At 40.8% G+C, this 24,646-nt stretch carries 21 protein-coding genes; 3 read left to right on the top strand and 18 right to left on the bottom strand.

Features of this window, described 5'->3' with window-relative positions:
• Positions 1 to 112: 112 nt before the first annotated feature.
• The 9 genes from ACTNC0_RS13465 to ACTNC0_RS13425 form a co-directional block, all read right to left on the bottom strand.
• Entirely contained in the window at positions 113 to 1,663 is a 1,551-nt protein-coding gene (locus ACTNC0_RS13465; protein WP_441087767.1) for an ATP-binding protein, read from the bottom strand.
• A gap of 10 nt (positions 1,664 to 1,673) precedes the next feature.
• Positions 1,674 to 2,726: a metallophosphoesterase family protein gene (locus ACTNC0_RS13460; RefSeq protein ID WP_441087766.1), complete on the bottom strand. Its 1,053-nt coding sequence runs from the start codon at positions 2,724 to 2,726 to the stop codon at positions 1,674 to 1,676.
• Positions 2,727 to 2,744: 18 nt separating this feature from the next.
• Positions 2,745 to 4,136, bottom strand: a complete 1,392-nt coding sequence (asnS, locus tag ACTNC0_RS13455) for an asparagine--tRNA ligase (protein WP_441087765.1) — start codon at positions 4,134 to 4,136, stop codon at positions 2,745 to 2,747.
• A 211-nt stretch (positions 4,137 to 4,347) separates the two neighbouring features.
• Positions 4,348 to 6,795, bottom strand: coding sequence for an InlB B-repeat-containing protein (locus ACTNC0_RS13450; protein WP_441087764.1), 2,448 nt, complete (start codon positions 6,793 to 6,795; stop codon positions 4,348 to 4,350).
• A gap of 300 nt (positions 6,796 to 7,095) precedes the next feature.
• Complete coding sequence (gene galT / locus ACTNC0_RS13445) at positions 7,096 to 8,586, bottom strand: UDP-glucose--hexose-1-phosphate uridylyltransferase (RefSeq protein ID WP_441087763.1); 1,491 nt, start codon at positions 8,584 to 8,586, stop codon at positions 7,096 to 7,098.
• A 324-nt stretch (positions 8,587 to 8,910) separates the two neighbouring features.
• The gene (locus ACTNC0_RS13440) at positions 8,911 to 11,364 is read right to left on the bottom strand and encodes a hypothetical protein (RefSeq protein ID WP_441087762.1); all 2,454 of its coding nucleotides are present in this window, start codon (positions 11,362 to 11,364) and stop codon (positions 8,911 to 8,913) included.
• Positions 11,361 to 12,524 (bottom strand): class I SAM-dependent methyltransferase, encoded by a 1,164-nt coding sequence (locus ACTNC0_RS13435; protein ID WP_441087761.1) that lies wholly within the window; start codon positions 12,522 to 12,524, stop codon positions 11,361 to 11,363. The genes ACTNC0_RS13440 and ACTNC0_RS13435 overlap by 4 nt, the downstream gene beginning before the upstream one ends.
• Before the next feature lie 94 nt (positions 12,525 to 12,618).
• Positions 12,619 to 12,987 carry a hypothetical protein gene (locus tag ACTNC0_RS13430; protein ID WP_441087760.1) on the bottom strand — a complete coding sequence of 123 codons (369 nt, stop codon included), beginning with the start codon at positions 12,985 to 12,987 and terminating at the stop codon, positions 12,619 to 12,621.
• Positions 12,988 to 13,057: 70 nt separating this feature from the next.
• Positions 13,058 to 13,756 (bottom strand): 5'-methylthioadenosine/adenosylhomocysteine nucleosidase, encoded by a 699-nt coding sequence (locus tag ACTNC0_RS13425; protein ID WP_117676655.1) that lies wholly within the window; start codon positions 13,754 to 13,756, stop codon positions 13,058 to 13,060.
• A gap of 504 nt (positions 13,757 to 14,260) precedes the next feature.
• On the opposite strand from ACTNC0_RS13425, the gene ACTNC0_RS13420 reads away from it, so the two are divergent.
• Complete coding sequence (locus ACTNC0_RS13420; RefSeq protein WP_117676657.1) at positions 14,261 to 14,506, top strand: TIGR03905 family TSCPD domain-containing protein; 246 nt, start codon at positions 14,261 to 14,263, stop codon at positions 14,504 to 14,506.
• Between the two features lie 154 nt (positions 14,507 to 14,660).
• Here the strand turns inward: ACTNC0_RS13420 and ACTNC0_RS13415 are convergent, their stop codons facing one another.
• Together ACTNC0_RS13415 and ACTNC0_RS13410 are read right to left on the bottom strand one after the other, a co-directional pair.
• A complete protein-coding gene (locus tag ACTNC0_RS13415; protein WP_441087759.1) occupies positions 14,661 to 16,277 on the bottom strand; it encodes an MBL fold metallo-hydrolase RNA specificity domain-containing protein in 1,617 nt (538 codons plus the stop codon).
• Between the two features lie 305 nt (positions 16,278 to 16,582).
• Positions 16,583 to 17,137: a hypothetical protein gene (locus ACTNC0_RS13410; protein ID WP_300335539.1), complete on the bottom strand. Its 555-nt coding sequence runs from the start codon at positions 17,135 to 17,137 to the stop codon at positions 16,583 to 16,585.
• 345 nt (positions 17,138 to 17,482) lie between these two features.
• On the opposite strand from ACTNC0_RS13410, the gene ACTNC0_RS13405 reads away from it, so the two are divergent.
• Positions 17,483 to 18,550 (top strand): undecaprenyldiphospho-muramoylpentapeptide beta-N-acetylglucosaminyltransferase, encoded by a 1,068-nt coding sequence (locus tag ACTNC0_RS13405; protein WP_441087758.1) that lies wholly within the window; start codon positions 17,483 to 17,485, stop codon positions 18,548 to 18,550.
• A gap of 62 nt (positions 18,551 to 18,612) precedes the next feature.
• Here ACTNC0_RS13405 and ACTNC0_RS13400 read toward each other — a convergent pair whose 3' ends face one another.
• Together ACTNC0_RS13400 and ACTNC0_RS13395 are read right to left on the bottom strand one after the other, a co-directional pair.
• The gene (locus ACTNC0_RS13400; protein WP_441087757.1) at positions 18,613 to 19,158 is read right to left on the bottom strand and encodes an RNA polymerase sigma factor; all 546 of its coding nucleotides are present in this window, start codon (positions 19,156 to 19,158) and stop codon (positions 18,613 to 18,615) included.
• A 26-nt stretch (positions 19,159 to 19,184) separates the two neighbouring features.
• Positions 19,185 to 19,598 (bottom strand): HIT family protein, encoded by a 414-nt coding sequence (locus ACTNC0_RS13395; RefSeq protein WP_441087756.1) that lies wholly within the window; start codon positions 19,596 to 19,598, stop codon positions 19,185 to 19,187.
• A 190-nt stretch (positions 19,599 to 19,788) separates the two neighbouring features.
• On the opposite strand from ACTNC0_RS13395, the gene ACTNC0_RS13390 reads away from it, so the two are divergent.
• Positions 19,789 to 20,475, top strand: a complete 687-nt coding sequence (locus ACTNC0_RS13390) for a sensor histidine kinase (protein WP_441087755.1) — start codon at positions 19,789 to 19,791, stop codon at positions 20,473 to 20,475.
• On the opposite strand, the gene ACTNC0_RS13385 is transcribed toward ACTNC0_RS13390, so the two are convergent.
• From ACTNC0_RS13385 to ACTNC0_RS13365, 5 genes are all read right to left on the bottom strand, one after another.
• A complete protein-coding gene (locus ACTNC0_RS13385; RefSeq protein WP_117676664.1) occupies positions 20,451 to 21,059 on the bottom strand; it encodes a rhomboid family intramembrane serine protease in 609 nt (202 codons plus the stop codon). The two genes, ACTNC0_RS13390 and ACTNC0_RS13385, sit on opposite strands and share 25 nt — an antisense overlap.
• 108 nt (positions 21,060 to 21,167) lie before the next feature.
• Positions 21,168 to 22,724: a DUF6382 domain-containing protein gene (locus ACTNC0_RS13380; protein WP_441087754.1), complete on the bottom strand. Its 1,557-nt coding sequence runs from the start codon at positions 22,722 to 22,724 to the stop codon at positions 21,168 to 21,170.
• Position 22,725: 1 nt separating this feature from the next.
• Positions 22,726 to 23,232 carry a TadE family protein gene (locus ACTNC0_RS13375; RefSeq protein WP_441087753.1) on the bottom strand — a complete coding sequence of 169 codons (507 nt, stop codon included), beginning with the start codon at positions 23,230 to 23,232 and terminating at the stop codon, positions 22,726 to 22,728.
• Positions 23,229 to 23,654: a prepilin peptidase gene (locus tag ACTNC0_RS13370; RefSeq protein WP_117676667.1), complete on the bottom strand. Its 426-nt coding sequence runs from the start codon at positions 23,652 to 23,654 to the stop codon at positions 23,229 to 23,231. Before ACTNC0_RS13370 ends, ACTNC0_RS13375 begins: the two co-directional genes overlap by 4 nt.
• A 56-nt stretch (positions 23,655 to 23,710) precedes the next feature.
• Entirely contained in the window at positions 23,711 to 24,544 is an 834-nt protein-coding gene (locus tag ACTNC0_RS13365) for a TadE family protein (RefSeq protein WP_441087752.1), read from the bottom strand.
• Positions 24,545 to 24,646: the final 102 nt, after the last annotated feature.

Genomic DNA, 24,646 nt, shown 5'->3' with positions numbered 1-24,646 from the left:
TAAGTAACAAAGGCGGATTACAGATATCCGACTGACTCATAAAAAGAGAGATTATATGTTTAACTCCTGTTAACACATTTCGGAGTAATTACATATAATCTCTCTTTTTTATTTATGAAAGAATCAGTTTTTGATATGGAATTCCTTCCCTGTCCAGAATCTCCATCTCCCGTTTATGGCAGGTACTGATAATGATCTGTTTATTTTCTTTATGCATCCATCTGAGAACTGCCGCGAGCCGTTCTTCATCATACATGCCAAATACATCATCCAGTATCACCGGAAAACTCTCTTCCTGGCACAGAAGCTCACCTGCCGCCATACGAAGTGCAAAGTAGATCTGTTCCATTGTCCCTCTGCTGAGACGTTCCAGCGCTACTGTTCTGTCACCGGTATTCACTGTCATACGGAATCCTGCATCCATGAGGACTTCCTGATACTTTCCGCCGGTAATTTCACTTAATATCTGAGAAGTACGGATCCGAAGTTTTCTGCCTACCTGATGATGGATATTTCCTGAAAGCATCTCAATCGTTTCCATAGCCATATTTAAAGCCTGCACTTCCATCTCCTCTGACGTCGGCAGATAGGAATTCTCTTCATATTCCTGATATTCTTCCTGAAGATTACGGAGTGCCGTCTCTTTCTCGTCATAATCCTGTTTAAGGCTTTCTTTGCTCCATTTCAGTTTCTCCTGTCTGGACATCCAGCGACTCTTCATACGCATTCTCTTCTGCAATTCTCTTGCGTATTTCATCTGCTGTTTTCCACAAAATCCCACCAGCATCGCAGCTATAATGGCAACAACAATGCTCACCACAACGCTGTCCGCCATAATCGCAGATAAAATCAGTGCTATGATTCCGACTGCCGCTGACACCAACATTCCCATAGCAAATCCGTTTCTTTTCTTTCTTGTCTCTGCAAGTCTCTCGTCCAGAAGAACCGCACCATTTTCATCACCGGGGCGCATCCCAAGAGAACCTTCCTTCTCATCAATATCTGCAAGTTTTTCTTTCAGATCATTCATTTCATTTATCACATAATCCATCTTTGCCTGAAGCTTCTGCTGTTCTGTTTCTGTTTCCTTCTGCTTCCGGTCTGCCTGTACCTGGTAGCCTTTTCTTGACATTTTCAGCATCTGCATGGCACGTCCAAGATCTATGGAGCTGTCTCCCGCTCCCTGATAACTTGCCATATAATTCTGAAGTTCACGTACCAGATCCTGACCTGTTACACTCTTAAGCTGCGCAACAGAAACTGTATTATCGTAAATAGCCTCACTGATATTTCCAAAGATTTTCTCCAGTCCCACCTCATCAATATCTGCCAGTTCTTTCGTATCCTCATTCAGCAACTCTGCCAGAACATGATCTTTCTGAAAATTTCTGGACAGACGGTAGTCATGGTCTTTACTGTTAAACCATATAATACCGCCATACACTCCCGGATTTTCCCATGGTTCATATGTACTGTAGGCATCGTTTCTCGCAGCCTTTCCACGCATTCTGGTCAGTCCAAAGAGCATACTCTTTATAAAAGTATGAATCGTGGTTTTGCCACTCTCATTCTCTCCATAGAGAACATTAATACCCGGGGAAAATTCCAGAGTCTTGTCATGGACTTTTCCAAAGTTTTTAATATTTAACTTTCTGATAATCATAGCTTACCTGTCACCTGCTTGTCTCCAGCAGAGCCTGAAGGCCATAATACAAAGCCTTCTCCTCCACGATATTTCTGTCTTTCTCAAGGAAATAGCTGATATAGTCACCGATCAATGTTCCACTATATTTCTTCTGAAGTGTTTCCAGATCATATGCCGGTCTGGACTCGTCCAGTACTTCTGTCACATATCCGAATGATTTCAATCTCTCCGGAAGCAGCAAAAGCTCCGGTGCCCTGGTTCCTCTGATCACGATCCTGTAAATATTCATACGCCCTTTGCTTGCCAGATCTGCTTTCAGCATGTCCTCAAGTGATGCCTGCGTAGAATCTTCACGCAGCATCAGAAGAATCTGTTCATAAGAACGACAGGCAAAAGGAACAAAGGTTGTCTTAAGTCTTCCATTTTCCAGATGCCCTTCTATGTATCCATGCTCACCAAGGTCATTTCTGTCAATAGGCTCTAACGCGCCCGCATAAGCCGCATTATCCCTGATCAGAATCTGAGGTTTATGAATGTGTCCAAGCGCAATATAGTCAAATCCTGAAGAAACGATCGATCTGATGTTCATTGGAATATGGTTTGCATCACCGCCATGCGCGAGGAGAATATGAAGTCCTTCTCCCTCCACCGGACGCACCGCATCATACAGCGGTTTATCAATCTCCTGATGCTCATAGCTCAATCCATATACATAAACGTCCAGTTTCTCATCCTTGACACATGTAAGCTGTTCATTCTTAAAAAATGTCACATTCTTTTCCCACTGAAAGTCCCGGTAAAAAGAATCCGCCTTGATGTAGTCATGGTTTCCTGCCATCAGATAGATTCTTGTATCCGGTATGGTGGAAAACAGGTAGTTTACTTCTTTTAGCTCCCGTAAAAGAGGCTGGCGGTGGAATAAATCTCCTGCTATAAATAACAAATCCACCGGATTCTCACGGATACCCGCAATAACCCGGCGGAAAGTTTCCCAGATTTCTTCCTCCCGCCTGCTGCTCCATGGGCAGCCCCTGTCCGGGACCGCTCCAAGGTGTACATCTGCAAGATGAATAAATCTCATGCCAATCTCTCTTTCTTATTATAAGTCACAATTCTTAACAGTTCTTGGGAATGGAATTACGTCACGGATGTTGCCCATGCCGGTAAGGTACATTACGCAACGTTCAAATCCAAGACCAAATCCTGAATGGCGTGTGGAACCATATTTACGAAGATCAAGATAGAAATCATAATCTTCTTTCTTAAGTCCCAGCTCATCCATACGTTTCTCAAGTTTCTCAATATCATCTTCTCTCTGGCTTCCACCGATGATCTCACCGATTCCCGGTACCAGACAGTCCATAGCCGCAACAGTCTTGTTATCCTCATTCATCTTCATGTAGAATGCCTTGATCTCCTTCGGATAATCTGTTACAAATACTGGTTTCTTAAAGATCTCCTCTGTCAGATAACGCTCATGCTCTGTCTGCAGATCGCATCCCCAGAATACTTTATAATCAAATTTATCGTTGTTCTTCTCCAGGAGTTCTACTGCTTCTGTATAAGTGACATGACCAAACTCAGAATTGATTACGTGGTTCAGTCTGTCCAGAAGTCCTTTATCAATGAAAGAGTTGAAGAAATTCATCTCTTCCGGTGCGTTCTCAAGCACATAACGAATTACATACTTCAGCATTGCCTCTGCCAGATCCATGTTGTCATTTAAATCTGCAAAAGCACACTCAGGCTCGATCATCCAGAATTCTGCTGCATGACGGGTAGTGTTGGAGTTCTCAGCACGGAAAGTCGGTCCAAATGTATAAACATTGCGGAACGCCTGTGCAAAAGTCTCGCAGTTTAACTGACCACTTACTGTCAGGTTGGTTTCTTTTCCAAAGAAGTCCTGGGAGTAATCAATAGCGCCCTTGTCATCTGTCGGAACATTGTTCATATCCAGAGTAGTTACCTGGAACATCTCACCTGCACCTTCACAGTCACTTCCTGTGATCAGTGGAGTATGAACATAAACAAATCCCTGCTCCTGGAAGAAACGGTGGATTGCATAAGCACACAGGGAACGTACACGGAATACTGCCTGGAATGTGTTTGTTCTCGGGCGAAGATGTGTGATCGTTCTTAAATATTCAAGGCTGTGACGTTTCTTCTGAAGCGGATAATCCGGCGCGGAAGTACCCTCTACTGTAACTTCTGTTGCCTGGATCTCAAATGGCTGTTTTGCCTGTGGCGTAGCTACCAGTGTACCTTTGACGATAATAGCAGCACCTACGTTTAATTTACTGATCTCAGCAAAGTTCTCCATTGTATCATGATAAACTACCTGCAAAGTCTCAAAGAAGGTTCCGTCATGAAGCACGATAAATCCAAAAGTCTTGGAATCACGTACGCTTCGTACCCATCCTCCTACTGTAACCTCTTTGTCCAGATATTTCTCTCTCTCTTTGTAAATCTCTTTTACTGTTGTTAACTTCATATCTATGTTTCCTCTTTCTCCTCATCGTTCTGGATGTTACACATAAAAAGACGAAACGCTGTTCTCGTCTGACAGCCGTCTCGTCTTTTAGTATAGACTATTCCCTGATTTCACGCAAGGAGTAATCTGGTATTTACTGTGTTTTTTATTCGTTACCGGGTACGAAACGAATAGTAACTTTTATCCTGATAATATTTAAATAACATCTATCCTATCTTGGTACCCTCAGTGAATCTATACACTTGGCATAAATTCGCTTGTATGTTTTTGTTGTATAATGCAGACCATCATCGATAGTTCCTGTTCCATAGTGATCACTGGCAAAGCTGTAGCCTGTGGATTTCAGGTAAGAATACATATCGATATAAGTATATGCAGAAGAAAGATTTGCCTTCATATAATCGTTAAAGGATCTGACTGCCGCCTCGCTTCGGTCTGCACGCCCTGCATTTGAAAGCATCGTACGGTTCAACGGATTTACTGACATAAAATACAATTCGCAACCTTTGCGGTTAAGCTGCGGCGCGATCCAGTTATAGTATTCTACATAATCTGCATATTTTGATAAATCATTTACTCCAAAATTAAAGATTACTGCTGTTTTCTTAGAAAGAATACTACCGGTATCATTCTGTACCATAGAATAAAGCTGTGCCCAGCCAGTAGTTGTAAACCACTTCAGCCCCTGTCCTGCGGAGCAGACAAACTTCACATGTTTGATTGCTGAAGTTCCCATTCCTTCCAGAACATTCTCCATAAATTCTGTACGGGAATCGCCCACAAAGATTACCTGTTTGTATTTATAAATATCTACCTGCGGGAGCTCATCTTCTGTAAGATCTTTTTCTGTTGATCTGTTAAATACTACTGCATACAGGTTCATATTACCGTTTACTGTAATCTTCTCTTCTGCCTCATATTCCGGATTCACAGACTGCATTGGTTTTGATGACCATCCCATGAAAGTATAGCCTTCTGCATCTCTTACTCCTGGCAGAGAATAGGTAGATCCTTTCGCCAGAGTCGTCTTCTGCCATACGCTTCCGTCATATCTTCGAAGTGTCAATAATACTGCCTTCTTTTGTACAGCATAAAAGTTTACATTTTTGTTTACCGTATAGGTTGTCTTTGTTGTTGCTTTTGTAGCATTCTTGCTGGTTGACCAGCCCAGATTGACATAACCGGTTCTCGCCGGGACTTTTGCAAATGTAATAACTGTTCCTTCTTCTACTGTCTGGCTGAGTTTCTTATAAGCCGAATTGCTGCTTCCATTTCCCAGATAATAGTTGACTGTGTAATACTTGCTCTTTCTGCGCACCGCGTAAAACTGCACACTTTTTGTAATTTTTACAGTGTCCCCTTCGTTATATTCCACCGTGGTGTCGCCTTTTACAGTTGTCCATCCCAGATTTGTATAGCCTTTTGCCTTCGGAACTGCCGGTAATGTGACGGTCTGATTCCTGGACGCATACACCATAAGCGCTGTATATGTTTTACTGGTACTTGTTCCACTGTTGTTGTTAAAGCTGACTTTATATGGCAGTTTCTTATATACTGCATAGAGATTCAGCGTTGATGATACTTTTACTTCCTGCGAAACCTTATAGGTAGACTTGGTTGCATTTTTACTCTTAGACCAACCCAGTGCCTGGTATCCTGTTTTGGCAGGTACTTCCGGCATTTTCACAGTAAGCCCCTTTCCTATCTTCTGGTTAAGACTGGTAAAGTTACTGTTACTTGCCCCGGTATTTGTCATGAAATTCACTCGCAGCGCTGTACGGCGTACGATATAGAAGTTTGTATCCCCAAGTACTGTATACTCTGAATTCAGGTCATATTTCACTTCACTGCTGCCTTTTGTGTCGGTCCAGCCATAATTGATATATTTGCTATATGGCATATCCGGAAGTATAGCCGTATTTGTTTCGTATACTTGAAGAATACCATTTGGAAATACACCTGTTCCTGAATTATTATAAAGAGAAATCTTGCATTTCTTTGGCATATAGAAATTTAAAATTCCATTCTGAATGAATATATTCCAGCTCTCGCCTTTCTTCAGAGTGAGAAGATCGCCGCCTTTAAGTGTGATCGCATCATTAAGCTTCTCATCTTTCTCAAGTTTCCACAGATCCGGTGCCTGTGAATCCGGCACATTTGGCAGAATCAGAGACTCATTCCACTCCAGCACTGTTCTGAGCTGTTCGCACTCATTTCCCTCTCCGTCTATAAAACGAAGCATCACTTCTTTCTCCGGATTAATAGTTGGTGTTGGAGCCGGAGTCGGCGTAACTGACAAAGCCGGTGTAACTGACGGGATTGGCGTTTCACTCGGCAATGGTGTTATTGTCGGGGTATTATCTGCCGAAGGTGTTACTGTTGGAGTATCATCTGCTGAAGGTGTCACTGTCGGAGTAACCGTTCCTTCCGATATTGGAGATGTCGTATCCTGTGTTCCTGTTTCCGGTGATGAAGCCGCTGTTGCTGTTCCATCATCGGTCCCTGTGACAGAATCCTCTTCTCCCGAACTGAAAATATCCTCTAAACTCTCCGGAGCACCAAACTCTGCTGCCTGCGCTGGAATTGCAGTCGTTACCATTACCGCTGCAAGAACCACACTAGCCAGGCGCCTTCCTCTTCTGTGTCTTTTTCTATACATAATTACCTCCATTTTACAAAAACGTCCCGCCATTAAATGTGCGGGACGTTCTTTATTCATTCCCAAACATTCAAAAACAAAATATCGCTTTTCGCCCAAATTTCTTCAGCTGCTCCCATCACATAACCTTAAATAAATTACGGATCACTATACAAATAATAACAAGTTTATGTCCTGATTATGTAATCTTTTGGTTACTGTGCATACAGTAACATTTTTCGTTTTCTTATGTTGGTAAAACTGTAACTGTTCGGTGTCCGGTATTGTTTAACCTGTAAACTGCTGAATAGTTACATAAGATTATAATGTATCAATAAATCTCATAAATGCAGCTCTGCCATCTGCAGTGCATTTATATACGCCGGCATCTTCCAGCACATGAACAAATACATTGCCGACTTCTTTTCTGAGAACATCCTGAATGTTGTCTTTATCAAGGTTGTCATATTTTGGAAGAAATTCTGCAACCCATGCTGCGTGTTTCTCAATCTTCTCATTTGAAGAGATATCTTTTCCTTCCAGAATATATTCTGCCAGAAGCTCCAGTTCTTCTTTCAGTCTTGCCGGAAGAACAGCAAGTCCCATTACTTCGATCAGACCAATATTTTCCTTCTTAATATGATGATACTCTGCATGCGGATGATATACACCGAGAGGATGTTCCTCTGTAGTGATATTATTTCTCAGAGTAAGATCCAGCTCAAACATGTCTCCTGAGCGGCGGGCGATCGGTGTGATCGTATTATGTGGTTCTCCGTCAGTTTCAGCAAAGATGAATGCACTCTCATCTGTATAGTCTCTCCATACTTCCAGAACATGTGTTGCAAGCTCTACCAGTCTCTTCTCATCTTTGTGACGGATTCTTAAGACGGATAATGGCCATTTAACAATTCCGGCTTCTACATCTTCGTATCCTGGGATCGTCACATGCTTCTCGATCGGCGCTTTAGCCATTGCAAATGTGTAATGTCCACCCTGGAAATGATCGTGACTTAAAATAGAACCGCCTACGATCGGCAGGTCTGCATTAGAACCAAGAAAGTAATGTGGGAAAAGTTTTACAAAATCAAAAAGCTTGATAAATGTATTCTTCTCGATCTTCATTGGAATATGCTGGCTGTTGAAAACAATACAATGTTCATTGTAATATACATATGGAGAATACTGGAATCCCCATGGGCTGTCATTTACAATAATCGGGATAATTCTGTGGTTCTCTCTGGCAGGATGATTTACTCTTCCCGCATATCCTTCATTCTCCGGGCAAAGCAGGCACTTCGGGTAGCTGCTGGATTTTACAAGCTTGGCTGCTGCGATCGCCTTTGGATCCTTCTCCGGTTTGGAAAGATTAATGGTAATGTCAATCTCACCATAATCACTGTCTACTGTCCATTTCTGGTCTTTCTCTACACGATAACGGCGAATGTAATTACTGTCCTGGCTGAGTTTATAGAAGTAATCGGTTGCCTCCTGCGGATCTTTCTCATATCTGCTCCAGAATTCCTTCTGTACCTGTGCCGGACGAGGCATCAGACAATTCATAAGCTTTGTATCAAAAAGATCTCTGTAAACGATGCTGTCTTCAATAAGATTTCTCTTTACCGCTTCATCCAGAAGTGCATTTAATACTTCTTCCAGGTTGATGTCTGTGTATTCCTCTTCAGGCTCTACATATTCATCTTCTTTAAAAACATCCAGCAGAAGATTTGTTGTGTAATTCTTCTCACAGGCCGGTGTCAGTCCTGTTTCTACTCCGTATTGTACTAATTTCTTAATGTTTGCATATAGCATTGGTACATTTCCTCCGTTTCGTTGTTACTGTCCGCTTGGTTTGCAGTAACGTAATAACATTTTCTTTCTGCCACTGTTATTCCTTTTTAGGATACTCAAATAATGGATAAATGTAAAGAAGCATTTTCACAATTTTTTAAAATAATAATGGGCAGGTTGCTGTTAAATTCTCTAACAGCAATCTGCCCATGTTCTTAATTATACTCTTTTCACTATCTTATATCCGGAAAGAATCCTGCTTGCAGGATCCTCTGCCCGCCGGAATCGCTTTAGCGACATAATTTCTCTCTGCCGCAGTGCAATCCTGCCAGAAGGCTGATCAGTCTAATAACTAACTGACTCCACATATGTGATAAACACATTTCCGGCTTTCTGGAATAAGTCTGTGCTATCATTCATTCCATATGGATATGTCTCCTTTTTAACCGGATCATACAAATACGTATTATATTCATCATATCCTACAATCACCACACTGGTATCAGAACCTGTTTTAGCGATCACCGGGCGCTGGGCACTTACTTCATACAAAACACTGTCCAGACTGCAGCCAGTAAGGTCGATGACCGTTCCGGTCTTTTTAACGCTCTTTTTCAACGTTTTTATATCCATAGTTCCTGCAAGAACAGCTTCCGGAAGTTCCGCAGTATCCATCTGTGTTTTTGTCTTCTTATTTCCGCGTTCCCATATATACTGCTGGGCACGGTTAAGAACAACACCGCCCAAAGCATCTGCCTGTAATATGGCTTTTGCAGGATCTGTATAGATACTGTCCAGCCCACCCTGTCCATAGACATAATATGTGGACTCCTGCGGAATCTGCGTATCCAGTACAATGTCTTTTTGATTTGTACTGCTTACTTTTGCATACATAGTAAGCGGAGAATCTGTCTGAGCAGTTCCGTTCAATGCCAGTTTTACACGGACGCCGGTTCTTGATGCTGAAATCAGCTCAATTTTCACTGTGTTTTCCGTTGCCTTCTTATTATTCATAATGTTGTCCTTTTTCTGGGCAACATAGGAGGTATCTCCCGATTTTGCGGAAAGTTCGAACTCGATCAGTGTACTTCCAACAGAAATATCCGTAATGTATAATCCGTCTTTCTGATATTCCTTCTTCACATTGCCATCGAAATCTTCTATACGTAAAATGCTGATTCCTTCTGATTTATGCCCGTCTTCATCTGTCAGAATATCAGACTTGTTCAGGATTCCATAGATCAGGTCTTCATTCATAAAACCAACTGCCCGAAGTCTCTTGCCTTTTTCATGCGCGATCAGTCTCGTTTCGCCGGTATCAAAATTAATTTCTTTGATATTTCCCTTCTCATCACCTTCCGAAACCAGCCAGGCCGCATGGTCATTATTATCAGAAGAAACAAAATTCGCATTCTTTATTCCCTCTTCAAGAACTTCGCTGGAATTATCCTCTATATTGATTTTATAGAGACTTTTTGCCAAAAGGAGAAACAGCTCATTCTCTTCATTTACATAAGATAATTTCTCAAGATCCTTTTTCAGGAATTCAAATGATTCTGAAACAGGGATAAAGGCTCTTTCCTCTGCAACATTTTTGTCCGGATTATAATGGTAAACGCCAATTCCTTCGTATCCTTCATGACTTCCTCTGTTCATATATCCATAAAGTACGAAGTCAATATCTCCGGCATCTGTCACCCTGACAATTTTAATATCATGCTGGATTCTGGAATCACGAAAATCTCCGTCTTCAGTTTTTCTGAAACTGAAAACCTGATTTACTTTTCCATTTCCAGGTGAATAAGACCAAAGATCCCCCTCCTGGACAAATGCCAGCACCGTAGCACTGTCATTCATCATATATTCCACATTTTTGTCGCGGACTCCCAGGATGATTCCATCATCTGAATAGACAGGAAGTGTCCCGTCAAATACCTGATTTGCACTGCGTCGAAAATCTAGCAGATAAATTCTGGTATCCAGATATCTCATTCTATAGAACTCTTTTACGTCATATAGTTCTGTATCCCCATCAGAATTCTGTGATGTGATCTGATATTCCACTGAAATACTGGCAGTCGTCTCATTGATATCTTTAATGACAGGAATTCCTTCCTGATACAACTGAGGAGCTAACGTTCCCCAGCTGACTTCGCTGAGAGAGGAATTGATATTAATTCCGGAATAGTTGGTCGATGCTCCTGTTGACGCCGGTTCCAGGTAACTGCCCAGAGCATCTGCTGCCTCCTTGTCCAGACTCGCTTCATAAAAATATTTGACAAAAGCTGCATATTCTGATGCATGCACCTGTGATCTTGAGACAACGCGTGTGTAATAATATGCAGTACTTTCATTCAACTCCAGAGCAATCTGCATGGAATATTCCTGATTCATTCTCAGATCACTGTTGATTTCCACATCTACTGATAAATAAGAATCCTCTTTCCGGAGATTCTTGATTTTCTTATTTTCAAGAACTTTACTTCCGTCGGATGTGCGGATCTCATAGGAAAAGCTCTTCACCTCAGAATTATACGGATTTACCTTAAAAGTCAGTTTTTTTGATGTATCCAGCGGAGTCACGCTGTCTCTGGTAAAATCCGTCTGCATTGGCTGTGCATAGCCATACATACGGTTCATCAGCGTGCCGTCCATGTCTATCATAACTTCCGGAAATGTAGCATCATTAAAATCTGATCTGTTGTCTGTGGATTCGCTGTTAAGAAGCAATGCAGTTCCAATTACCCCCAGCAAAAATACAAAAAGGAGAATACCTGTTTTTTTCAGTATTCTTATCATCGCACACTTCCTTCCTGTGTTTTTTCATTCAGAAGCAGGTCAAGTGTAGGATGAATATTTAAAGCAGCAAACATCTCCTGTGTTTTGCCTGCGTTTGATCTTTTTCCGGTTTTAACTGCCCTGATCAGAAGATTCTTCGGAGTATGTTCCATATCAATAAACTCCAGAATCTGTGTTTCGTAACCTTTGCTCTCTAACAGATTGGCACGTACTGCATCCGTGATCAGCGCAGACATTCTTTCTTTCAGAATTCCGTAGCGCAGAACCGGTTCCAGCATTTCATTTCTGATCTGCTTATTGACCTCATGCTGACAGCATGGCACAGATAAAATTACTTCTGCTCCCCATTCTACTGCTTTCGCAAGCGCATAATCAGTCGCAGTATCACAGGCATGAAGTGTTACTACCATATCTACCGAAGATACTCCTTCATAGTCTGCAATATCGCCATGGTAGAAATGTAACTTTTCATATCCATATCTGATTGCCAGAGAGTTACATTTCTCAATTACATCTGTTTTCAGATCAAGACCTATGATATTTACATCATATCCCTTCAGTTCCCTCAGATAATAATACATTGCAAAAGTAAGATAACTTTTACCGCATCCGAAATCCAGTATCGTTACTTCTCTTTCCCTGGAAAGTCTCGGAAGAATATCTTCTATAAATTCCAGGAAACGGTTAATCTGTCTGAATTTATCATATCTGACATGAACGATCTTTCCCTGTCCGTTCATAACTCCCAGATCGATCAGGAACGGAACCGGAACACCTTCTTTAAGAATGTATTGTTTTACCCGGTTATGTGCCTGAATCTTGACTTTTTCTTTTGGCGCATGGTGCTTCTGTTTGATGGTCATTTTTCCTTTTTTACTCACAAGGACTACGCCATCCGTCACTGCTCCCTGCGCCTGAAACTGTCCGAAATTCTCTGTAATCTCTGATTCCAGATATTCTATCAGCTGCATACGCTCATAGTTTTTGTGGAGGACTTTTGTCCCTTCTGTGGCAGATGCCTGACAACAGATCTGCCCTTTTAATTGGATTGGGCGTATTTTTACCTTTGATATGCCATTTTTGTTTCCGCTGGCACTTAAAGTTGCCTGTATCAGATTTTCATTAATCTGTTCTTCTAAATATTCTCTTAAATTTTTCATTATTCTTTCTATCTGTCAAATTTCAATTCTTGTTAAGCGGATAAAGCTAGTGGTGTATGAACAGTAACAATCTATCCACTCCATAATCAGTAATTTAAAAATATCTCCTGCATCGGTGTCTGCGGCATCTTCTTCTGGATATTTCCTGATATAGCATTACCTGTACCAGTTCATCCAGAAAACTTTCCCTTATTGCCTGACTGTTCATCTCTGGCTGAAGATCTTCTTTAATCTTACAGCTTAAGTGATAAAGCATATATTTATCCGGATACTCATCATAAAGACGGCTTCCTTCATAGTCGAGAAGATCACATTCCTCCTCTACCTTCTCCTGAATACGCTGTACAGTCTGAGGATAATAAGATTTCATCAGATTGAATTCCTGCTCCTGCATCCGCTCTCCTTCATACAAAAGGGGATTCGAATATGCCGCATAAAATGGAAAATATTGTTCGAAATACATATGGATATCCTGCATCCTTATCAGTTATCTATTTCAGTATATGCAAAATGCAGGAAACTGTTATCTAACTTTATAATTCCTGAATCATTCTTACTGTTAATTTTACGCTGTGCTCGATTGCTGCCATTTCAAATTCAGCATAATCCATATTTGCGCTTCCGTCTGCTTTATCGGAGATCGCTCTTACTACAAGGAATGGAATATGATTTAAATAAGCAGCCTGTCCGATAGCAGCGCCTTCCATCTCTACGGCAAATCCGCCAAATTCTGAGATAATAGCATCTTTCACACCTTTATCTGAAATGAACTGGTCTCCGGAGCAGATTCTGCCTTCAAATACACTGATCTCAGGGTTTACTTCCTGGCATACCTTTGCCGCTAATTTGCGAAGGTTTTCATCTGCCGGGAAAGAGAACTCATCCATCTGTGGAATCTGTCCTTTCTTATATCCAAATCCGGTTGCATCCATATCATGGTGCAGTACATCTGTGGAAAGAACAATGTCTCCGATGTTTACATCATTATTCAGGCTTCCTGCGATTCCTGTGTTGATCACTGCTTCCACGCCAAATACATCTGCGAGGATCTGTGTGCACATTCCTGCATTTACCTTGCCGATTCCGGAACGTACAACTACAACCTTTTTACCTTCCAGAGTTCCTTCATAAAAATCCATACAAGCCTTGGATGTGATCGTAACATCCTGCATTTTTTCCTTAATTTTTGCAACTTCCTGTTCCATTGCTCCGATAATTCCGATACATTTCATTATTAAAACACCTCTTCTTTGTATATTTGTAATTTCCTGGTACATCGTTTCGTAAATAAATATACCAATTACGCAGAATGCGGATTTGAGTGTGCAGATAAAAAACGCAGGCGTAGCGGGCTACGCTGAAGCTTTTTTATCTGTGCAATCAGATTTGCAGGCAAGTAAGTGGTATAGTTATTTCGAAAACGATGTACTGGTAACTATTCAGTGGTCTACTGTGAAGATACTGAACAGTTGCATTTCTTGTTTTTTATGCATTCACTGTTTATTATAGCAAAACTTTAATTTATATGGAAACTTTTTTTATGTTCTGCTATAATATCTTGCGTAACGAAAAGTTACTGTTCACTTCGAGCCCAGTAACACATTGCGCGATGGCCCGGACTTATGCAAGTTGATTCTTGAAACAAGAAATCCTGACGCAAGACTATTTGAGAAATCTGCTTGTTAATCACATGAACAGTAGACACAGAACTTATTTAACACAGGAGGAATTATATCATGACATATAAGACAAAAGGTGTTTGTGCCAGCCATATTGAATTTGAAGTAGATGACAATAAGAAAGTTCACAATGTACGCTTCATCGGCGGATGCAGTGGAAACACTCAGGGTGTAGCCAGCCTTGTAGAAGGTATGGATGCGAATGAAGTGATCAGCAGACTGAAAGGTATTAAATGTGGTTTTAAAAACACCTCATGTCCAGATCAGCTTTCTATTGCCTTAGAGGAAGTTCTGAATAAATAATTTCCTGGTTTTTAACAATTCAGCTGCTCTCACCAAACTACTACGACACTATAAGCAGCAGCAAAAAACACAAAAAAGACAGATATCCCGCAAAAGCTGTATTCATACCAACTTCTGCGGGATATTTTTATTTCATAACATTACCGCAATATTACTACATATCTGGTCTGTCCCATTTATCACACAGGGACTGTACATCTCTTGAGAAGCGTTCCAGATCTTTATTCGGTGTTCCCTCATTCTTCTTGATCACTGCCAGTAATCTGTAACCAAGTGCCAGCAGTTTCTCGAATGCTCTCGCTGCTCTTGTTGCTTTCGGCGATGCAGATGCCTTCTGAATCTTGACGCCTTTAGCTTCATAGATACATACATTATTTGCAAGATCATACACCGTTCCACTAAACGGAGCCATTGTATCGTAACCCAAATCATCCTGCAGGCGTTTTGCAAAAATCTCTGTTACCGTATCCTCTCCATGAGTAACAAAAACTTTCTGCGGTTTTTCTTCGAACGCTCTCGCCCAGTTTATCAAACCGTTTACGTCTGCATGACCGCTGATTCCCGGCATCTGGCAGATATGTGCAGCTACATGAATCGGTTCTCCGAAAAGTTTCACATCTGTTGCTCCTTCAATAAGAGCCCTTCCTAGTGTACCTACTGCCTGATATCCTACAAAAAGAATCGTATTCTTCTCATCCCACAGATTATGCTTCAGATGATGCTTGATACGACCCGCATCACACATACCGCTGGCAGAAATAATTACTTTTGGTTCTTCATCATAGTTGATTGCCTTTGAGTCATCACTTGTAACAGAAATCTTCAGACCTGGAAAACTGATTGGATTGATTCCCTTTTTGATCAGTTCCATTGCCTCTTCATCAAAGCAGTCATACTGATGTTCTGAAAAAATGGTAGTCGCTTCATTCGCAAGAGGGCTATCCACATATACCTTAAAATCATCATGTCCATGTACCAGATCATCTGCCTTGATCTGTCTGATAAAATATAGCATTTCCTGCGTACGGCCAACTGCAAAAGAAGGAATTACAAGATTACCTCCTCTGTCAAATGTTTCCTGAATGATCTTTGCCAGAAGCTGCACATAATCCGGTTTTTCTCCATGACTGCGGTCCCCGTAAGTGGATTCCATGATCACATAATCTGCATGGTGCAGATATTCCGGATCCTTTATCAATGGCTGACAGGTGTTTCCGATATCTCCGGAAAATACGATCTTTTTCTCCGCCTCTTCTTCTCTGATCGTCACTTCAATACTGGCAGATCCAAGCAAATGTCCTGCATCAATAAAACGTACCGAAATTCCTTCTGCCGGAGTGATCACCTTATTATACGGGCATCCTACAAAATTTCTGATCACCCCCATTGCGTCTTCCATTGTGTATGCCGGCACAAATTCCGGTTTGCCCTCTCGTCTGCCCTTGCGGTTTCTCCACTCAGCTTCAAACATCTGAATATGAGCACTGTCTCTAAGCATAATATCACACAGATGACTGGTGGCATTTGTTGCGTATACTGGCCCTCGGAATCCTTTTGCATAAATAGCAGGAAGATTTCCGGAATGATCCATATGCGCGTGGGTAAGAAGAACAAACTCAATTTCTCCCACAGCAACTGGTATCTCTGCATTCTCATAATAGTCCGGTCCCTGTTCCATACCGCAGTCTACAAGAAATTTATGGCCTGCTGCTTCCAGATAATAGCATGAGCCCGTAACCTCATGAGTTGCCCCGATAAATGTAATCTTCATATAAAACCCCCCTTTCGGACTTTTATGTGTAATTTCATAGTTCATATTATACACTACAATAGAATTGATTAACAGTATTTTTCTGAAAATAAAAAATGGAAACAGTTTTTATTTGACTGTTTCCACCTTTCTTTGCGTCTGCCACGTACGATTAAAATTTTGCTGATATTTTAATAATCCCATGTCAGCTTCCGCAAGTATATAACGTTTCGTTCCGAGACACGGTTAAAAACCGCTTTCGTAAACTCCCATTACATATACTATACGAATCAAAATGGCAAATATCACACAAAAAATAAATTTTTTTATTTTTTTTCAGGAATTGATGTATTGTATGCCTGAACGCTCACATCTGAAAATAGAAAATCAGCGGTCACACTCATTCCGATCAGCGCAGTCAGCATTGCTACGGCCACTACGGCTGCTACAGGTTTTAAAATCCGGTGAGTTTTATTCCATTCATAGTCAAGCCTGATTAGATTTTCTTTTACTGTTTTTGCTTCTTTTACCGATTCTGTTTCCTCTGCTTCTATCTCCCGGGCTTTGCTTTCCCCTGCTTCTCTTACTCCATCTATTTCTTTATCTGTTTCCGCACAAATTCTGCTGGCTTTGCTTACATTGTGATCATTATTTTCAGACAATGACTCTCTGTATTCACCCTTTTCTTTAAGGCGTGCTATCACTCGGTCATATCCCTGCTGTATTTCTTCTTCAGATTCTTCCGGAAATTCTTCCCAGGAGGATTTTCCTGCAGCTTTGAGAATTGCAGATTCCAGTATTTTTGTCTCCGCATAATATTGTTCTTCCAGCAATCTGTCTATTTCTTCGTTCTTTGTCTGTCTGTTTATTTTATTCTCCATAATCTTCAACTTTCCTTGACAATTTCTCCCCTTGGGTTCATATTAAATAATAAATGCCGTAACTGTTAAAGTTACTGTTCGCCTTGTTCTTAGTAACATAAATAAAACGAGTTACCGGGCATATTATGAACAGTAACATACTTCTATAGCAATTTTACAAAATAATGCAAATAAGACAGTCCAGCAGAGTGCGAAGGACAAGGAAGATATCTGCCGGCGTGCTGACGCACGACAAAGATATCTGACGCGGAACTTCACGCTCTGATGGTCTGGATTAATTGCATTATTTTTGGGAATTGCAATAAACAGTTACTTTATTTTCAGAATGAAACAGGAGGAATCCCTATGAAACATATTGTACTTACCGGCGGCGGTACAGCCGGACATGTTACCCCAAATATCGCATTAATCCCACGTCTGAAAGAACTGGGATATGAAATTTCCTATATCGGCTCTTATGACGGAATTGAAAAAAAGCTCATCGAAGAAATGAACATCCCTTATTATGGCATCTCTTCCGGTAAACTGAGACGTTACTTTGACCTCAAAAACTTTACAGACCCATTCCGCGTATTAAAAGGATTTGGCGAAGCAAAAAAACTGTTAAAACAGTTAAAACCTGATGTAGTCTTTTCCAAAGGCGGTTTCGTAACTGTTCCGGTCGTAATTGCTGCCGGCCAGCGTAAAATCCCAACAATTATCCACGAATCAGATATGACTCCGGGTCTTGCAAATAAAATCTGTATCCCATCTGCTACAAAGATATGCTGTAACTTCCCTGAAACAGTGAAAAATCTTCCGGCAGATAAAGCAGTCCTTACCGGAACTCCGATTCGTCAGGAATTATTAAGCGGAAACAAGGAAGCAGCCCGCAAATTCTGTGGTCTCACAGATGATAAACCTGTTCTCATGGTTATTGGCGGCAGTCTTGGCGCTGCATCTGTTAATGAAAATGTCCGCAAGATTCTTCCGGAACTTCTGAAAGAATTTCAGGTTATCCATCTGTGTGGTAAGGGAAAAATGGATGAAAGTCTCAAAGATACCGCAGGATATGTCCAGTACGAATATATCAAACAGGAACTTGCTGATCTGTTTGCCCTGGCAGATATCGTCATCTCACGTGCAGGTGCCAACGCTATCTGCGAGCTGAACGCTTTAAAGAAACCAAATCTCCTGATTCCTCTTTCCGCAAATGCCAGCCGCGGTGACCAGATTCTCAACGCCCGTTCCTTCGAACGTCAGGGATTCAGCATGGTACTTGAGGAAGAAGAAATCACAGAAAGTACACTCCTTAACTCCATTCGTGAGCTGTATCAGAACAGACAGTCTTACATCGATGCCATGTCCGAAAGTAGCCATATGAACTCTATCGAAAAAATCACAGGTCTGATTGAAGACTGCGTAAACAAATAATATAAATATGTACTGATCCAGTGTACCGGTAAGTTGATTTTCTGAACAATCTTGTGTCTGGATCAATATAGATCCTGTGCATCGCAAAGAGCATCATATTCTCTGGCAAGCCAGCGTCTCGTTCTCATAACTTTATTATTCACATTATTTTCCGTGATGTGATAATGTTCAGCAACGAGGCGCGATGGTATGCCATATACTGTTACACCGACATAGATTTCATAATCCATTCTGTTTTTCTCTCTTAATTTCTGAAATATCGTCTGCAGATATCCTGTTGCTTCCAAAGCCGCAATCATTTCATCTACTTTATCGCCACTATTTACCGTCTGATCAGCGGTCATTATAATATCGTCAGAACCGACTTCATGTTGTCTGAATGCCCTTTTACAATGATCCTGCGCTTTATGATAACTGATTCTGGAAATAAAATTAGCCAGTTTCTCTTCATCATAAAAATCCACTTTTTCTCCCAGCTTGTACAGAATCTCAAATGTTTCCTGGCATACATCCTCCGCTTCATCTTTATCCTTTAAAACGGTATTGGCAACATTAACTGCACGTGAACGATATTTCCTGTAAATGCTTATAAAATCTATATTTTCCATCTTATGTACTGTGTAATGTCAAAATATCAGGACAGCTGCGCCTTTACTTTTGACAGGATCTCCTCTTTATCCTCATCAGTCAGTTCACCCGGATTCCATGTAATTCCAACATTGTCTCCTTTATATCTCGGAATCAGATGCATGTGGAAATGAAATACTGTCTGACCTGCACATTCTCCGTTATTCTGTACGATATTAAATCCATCACATTTCAGTGCTTCTGTCATTGCTATTGCCATTTTCTTTGCAAGAATCATTGCCTTTGCAGCCATTTCATCTGGTAATTCATAGATATTGGCAGCATGAAATTTAGGCAGGATCAGGGCATGTCCCTTACTTGCCGGGCCCAGATCAAGGATCACACGAAAATTCTCATCTTCATAAAGTGTTGCAGCGGGAATCTCTCCATTAGCTATTTTACAAAAAATACAATTATCCATTTTTAATCCTTCTTTCTTAATAATTGAGCCTCTGTAATCTGACAGAAGCTGAGTTAATGTGTTATTACTATTCACCGAGAATATCAGTGAATAATATCTGAATGTCGTTTTTTCGCGAATTTTTCAGGACGAAATCAGTTGCAGTCAAAAATCCGCAATGATACACTTTTCCTGAGGTGATAATATGCAGATGGAAACAACAAACCAATTAAAAAAAGATTTTAAACTTACTCTTTCCCGGCTGTCACATGAGATTCGTAATCCGATTACCCTGATCAACAGTGAGCTGCAGTTAATGGCAGCCTCCCATCCTGAGCTGTGCAGCTACAGACAATGGGACAGTCTTATGGACAATCTTGATTATGTCAAAGAATTATTAAATGAACTCTCTGATTTCAGCCATGCTCAGACAGTTAACCTGGTTTCTGTCGATCCCGCCGAGTTTCTGAACACCATTTTGTCCTGTCAGAAAAATACCCTGGATTACCTTGGTATCTCTCTGGAAACACATATAGAAAATATCTCTTCAACCATTTTACTTGACCGTGTAAAAATGCGTCAGGTTATATTTAATCTGATAAGAAATTCCTGTGAATCCATTAATCATCCCAAAGGAAAGATTACGGTAAGCCTTTATAAAACAGATAGCGGTATCTGTATATCTATAAAGGATAACGGCTGTGGAATGACTCAGACACAAATGCAGAATATCTTTTGTCCATTTGTTACATATAAGCCCGAGGGAACCGGACTTGGCCTTGCTGTAACAGCAGAAATCATAAATGCCCATAACGGGCAGATTGATGTTTTAAGCGCTCCTGGAAAAGGCTCTGTCTTCTATATCTATCTGCCTTATACTCCGGAAGTATCCCGATGATATGATCGCAGCGGATGATAAAGTAATACAGCCATGATGAATCCACAGATGAGACCACCCACATGCGCTGCATTATCTACTCCTTCGCTTGTGAATCCAAAATAAAGTGAAAATGCGACCATGATCACCACCTGTCTGGCAGAAAGATCTTCAATATGTCCTCTGCCTCTGATCACTGCATAAATCATGGCTCCCATCACTGCAAACACAGCGCCGGAAGCCCCGGCAGATACTGCAAAATCCCCGCTGTCTAATTCAAGAAAAATACACAGCAGATTTCCGCCCATTCCTCCAAGGAGATAGATCAGAAGATATTTCAGTTTTCCAACTGTACGTTCCAGTCTTCCGCCAAGTACAAAAAGTACCAGCATATTATTTCCCAGATGCTGTGGTCCAAAATGCAGAAACATACTTGTAAAAATTCTGTAGTATTCTCCCTGTATTATAGCTGGCGTATAACCTGCTCCACATTGAAGCATATGCATTGTGTCCTCTGATCCACCTGTTAATTCCACTGCCAGAAAAACAAGAATATTGATCAGAATAAGGAACACTGTGACTGGCTGTTTTTTTAATTCTTCCAAATTTTACCTCTTTCTATAGCAATTCCAGTATTTTATGAAATTGCTATAATCAGGAATCATATATCGACAAGCTTATTGTATCAGACATATTGTGTTTTTTCAAAACATTTATGGCAGAAAAATGTATCTCGCCTGGGCAAAATCTACTTCATCTTCTGGTTCAAGCTGATATTCTTCATCTGGCAAAAGCAGTCGTCCGTTTACGGCTGTTCCATTTCTTGAATTCATATCTGTAAGATAGTATGCATCCTCCTTTTTTCTTATTTTTGCATGGATACGGCTTACTGTCGGCAGACTGATCACTGCGTCACAGGCAGTTTCCAGCTTTCCGATTACCGTCAGATCTTCATTTATATAAATAGTTGCCAGTTCTCCCGGTTCTTTACTTACCAGACTGGCCGGGCCGGATACTGCTCCTGCTGACAATACTACTGTCTCTCCATAATCTGCATGCAACTGCGATGATTTCACGACTGGTTTATTGGTTGATTTCACAACCGACTTGATGGTATTCTGGCTCTGATCAGTCTGGTCTGCCGGTTCTTTTTTCAGAGTTTCATATAACATGTTTTCCCATTTCTCTTTTTTTATATTTTCCGGCTCATACAGTTCATATGAATCTTCATTTTTTTTCAGATTCTTTCCAAATTCTTTTTCTCTATTCCTCAGAAAATTTTTTGCCTTTTTTCCTTCGCGTGAATTTATTCTCTTTTTTTCTGATACTTTTCCGGTTATCCCGTTGGGTTTATCTCGTTCTTCTTCCCTTCCTTGCCGTAATGCTCCAGGTTTTTTCTTTATTTTCAAAACATATACAAACAGCATCACACAGGCCACAAGAACAATAATAATCCCAAGTATTGTTCCTGTTTCCAGGTAAGGCAGGTATCCCATCAAAGTTATTGCGGCTATTCCACATAGCAGTATTGCTGCCAGTACAATAATACCTGTCTTTTGGGGCAAACTAAGTCTTTTTGATTTTTCCCCGTCCCTTACAAATTCCTGATTTATTTCTTCGTTTTCCCAGAAGCCCTCTTCCTCCGGGTTAAAATCTTCTGATTCCTGTCTCTGCTCTGATTCTGTTTTCATTTGTTCTGGTTTGGTTGTTGTCGTACCCTGCTGCCCCTGGGTTTTGTATAGTTCTTCCTTGATATGTTCCAGATGGAAACTGTCTTCCATCGCTCTTTTGTACACGCCATACCCAAGGATTACCGCATCCTGATCCTGATGGTCAATCTTCGGAAGAATATATTCTGTCAAAAACTGAAACTGTTCTTTAATGTCTTTCTCATATCCTGGCATCATGCAGAAATAAATTTCCTGCTTTTCAATATCTGTATAAATATATTCCGGTGATATGATAAATTGTCCTGGATTCATCAGATATTCCGCCGCATCCTCCATTGCTTTGACAAAGCCTCCAAAGATGAGGCGAAGATCTTCTACTCCCATCTTCTTCTCTTCATATAAAACACTTAATGCCTGTTTTGAGGTAATATCGAAATAGACCAGAAAACGTCCATCCATCCCCTGTATTCTGCATTTTAGAAGAGAGGGAATCACATTTCCCACCAACATTCTCACCTGATAAGAATCAGTATTTATTTCATCTTCCCCATATAAGATCAGGTAATTATGGTTCATATCTCTCTTATATTCCGCCCGCATACTAATCCCCCATCCCCTTTAGAATGGCAGCTGCCGCCCTGAGTTTACGAATATGTTTTACAGGATTTGTGACAGAAGAAGTTCCTTCTGTTCTTAAATGCCACTTCATATTTCCATAGGAAGAAATCGTATCGAGATCATATGTCACCTGCACTTCTTTTCCAACATTTGTCTGTGTACTTAAATTCTCTGCTCCGAAAAATCCTATACTCCCCAGTTCTTCGCTTCTCATTCTTGCAGTGTCATATATCTGTCCATTCTTTTTAATACCTTCCATACTTCCACTGATTGCTGACTCATATGCCGCAGCTGTAAGCCAGGCTCTGTTATGTACAAAAAAGCTCAGATAGATAAGTCCCATAAGCGCCAGCAGGATCAACGGCATTACACATGCCGTCTCCACAGTCAGGCTTCCTTTCCGGACACAATTATAGTTCTCTGTTCTGGCTGTTTTATCATCCTGGTGAAATACTCCCGATCTGTTATCTATATTTAAATTACCCTTCATATCAGAATTCCTCCCAAATATCCTGCCAGTAAAAACGGAACAAATGGTATTTCCGTATTTCCTTTTCTATGAAAAAATATCATCGTAATTCCCGCCCATACAGCACTGCATATCAGGGATAAGAAAAGCATCATAAAAAATTCTTCAGCACTCATCACTGTACCTAATGCCATAATAAGCCATCCATCTCCCATTCCGACAGCTCCCTCTGTAATAATACTTATTCCCACAAAAATCAGTCCTGTTCCTGCACATACCAGAAAATCCAATGCGGCACTTCTGCTACATATTGTCCATAAGATTCCACTCCCTGCAAATACCGCAATAAGCAGTAATGAAACCTGTTTTTTCCGAATATCTATCCAGGAATTCACTCCCAGAAATGCGATAACACATGCTTCCCTTACATTATTTATTTCCATATTTTTCACCTGTCTGCTTTTTATTTATTATGTGTAACTGTTCACTTTGTTCTTTATTATCCGCATCTGCTACATGCACTCATTCCCGAGACAGAGGATGCCTTTACCAGCCTTACAGACCTTTTCAAACCACTACATGATTCCAGATTATGATACCTGTTTCCCTGTTCTGTGACATATACTACTCCTGCCGGATTCTGCCCTCTGCTGCATGTTTCGCATGCAGAATAATGTTCCCCATACTGATTGCTTGCATACCGGACAGAACTTCCCGGAATCTGTTTCAGTGACACATTCAGATAACTGCAGCCGGGATTTTTATGATAGACACTTCCAGAAGCAGTCACATATACCATCTGTTCTACCTCTCCCTGTTCGCCTCCATTGTCAGGAAATTCTGTTCCTGTCCATACATGAACTTTCACATGGTTATAGACCACCACTCCCGGCAGTGGTACCAGCCCTCCAAAAGGTTTATATGTGTAAACATCCGGAATCGTAATATCCTCCACGCCGCTTTCTCCCGTAATATAAGCATACATTCCTGCCTGTTTCGCCCGGTTACATAAATCAGACAAATGCTCCGTCTGCAGCTTATATATGTCCATAAAAGAGATCAGTGTAACCATTCCAAGAAAAAACAACGGAAGAACAAGTGCGGTTTCTACCGCCATACTTCCTTTTTTCAGAAAAGAGGTGCACAAAGATGCCTTTACAGAACGAACTTCTCTGGAGTTTTTCTGCAATTTTGCCATCTGAACCTCCCGGCTTTTCTTCGGGGATAAAAAATCCAGGAAAATTTCTTTTAGAGAGCTTTTTCTCCTTTCATAGATTATCTTTTCTTTCATTCCGATTTCATCAATGCTTTTGTTTTCCTTCTGTAAAAACATCTTTTTGCACCTCTTTTCTTAAAATCCCCATTATTATGATGTCAATAATAAAAAGAGAGTAATCTACACTATTGCTAAAGAAAATCAAACAACAATCCCAAA

The sequence above is a fragment of the Blautia sp. HCP3S3_B11 genome (genome assembly GCF_052064435.1).
GTDB lineage: Bacteria > Bacillota > Clostridia > Lachnospirales > Lachnospiraceae > Blautia_A.
This window is presented reverse-complemented; position numbering and strand designations above follow the sequence as displayed.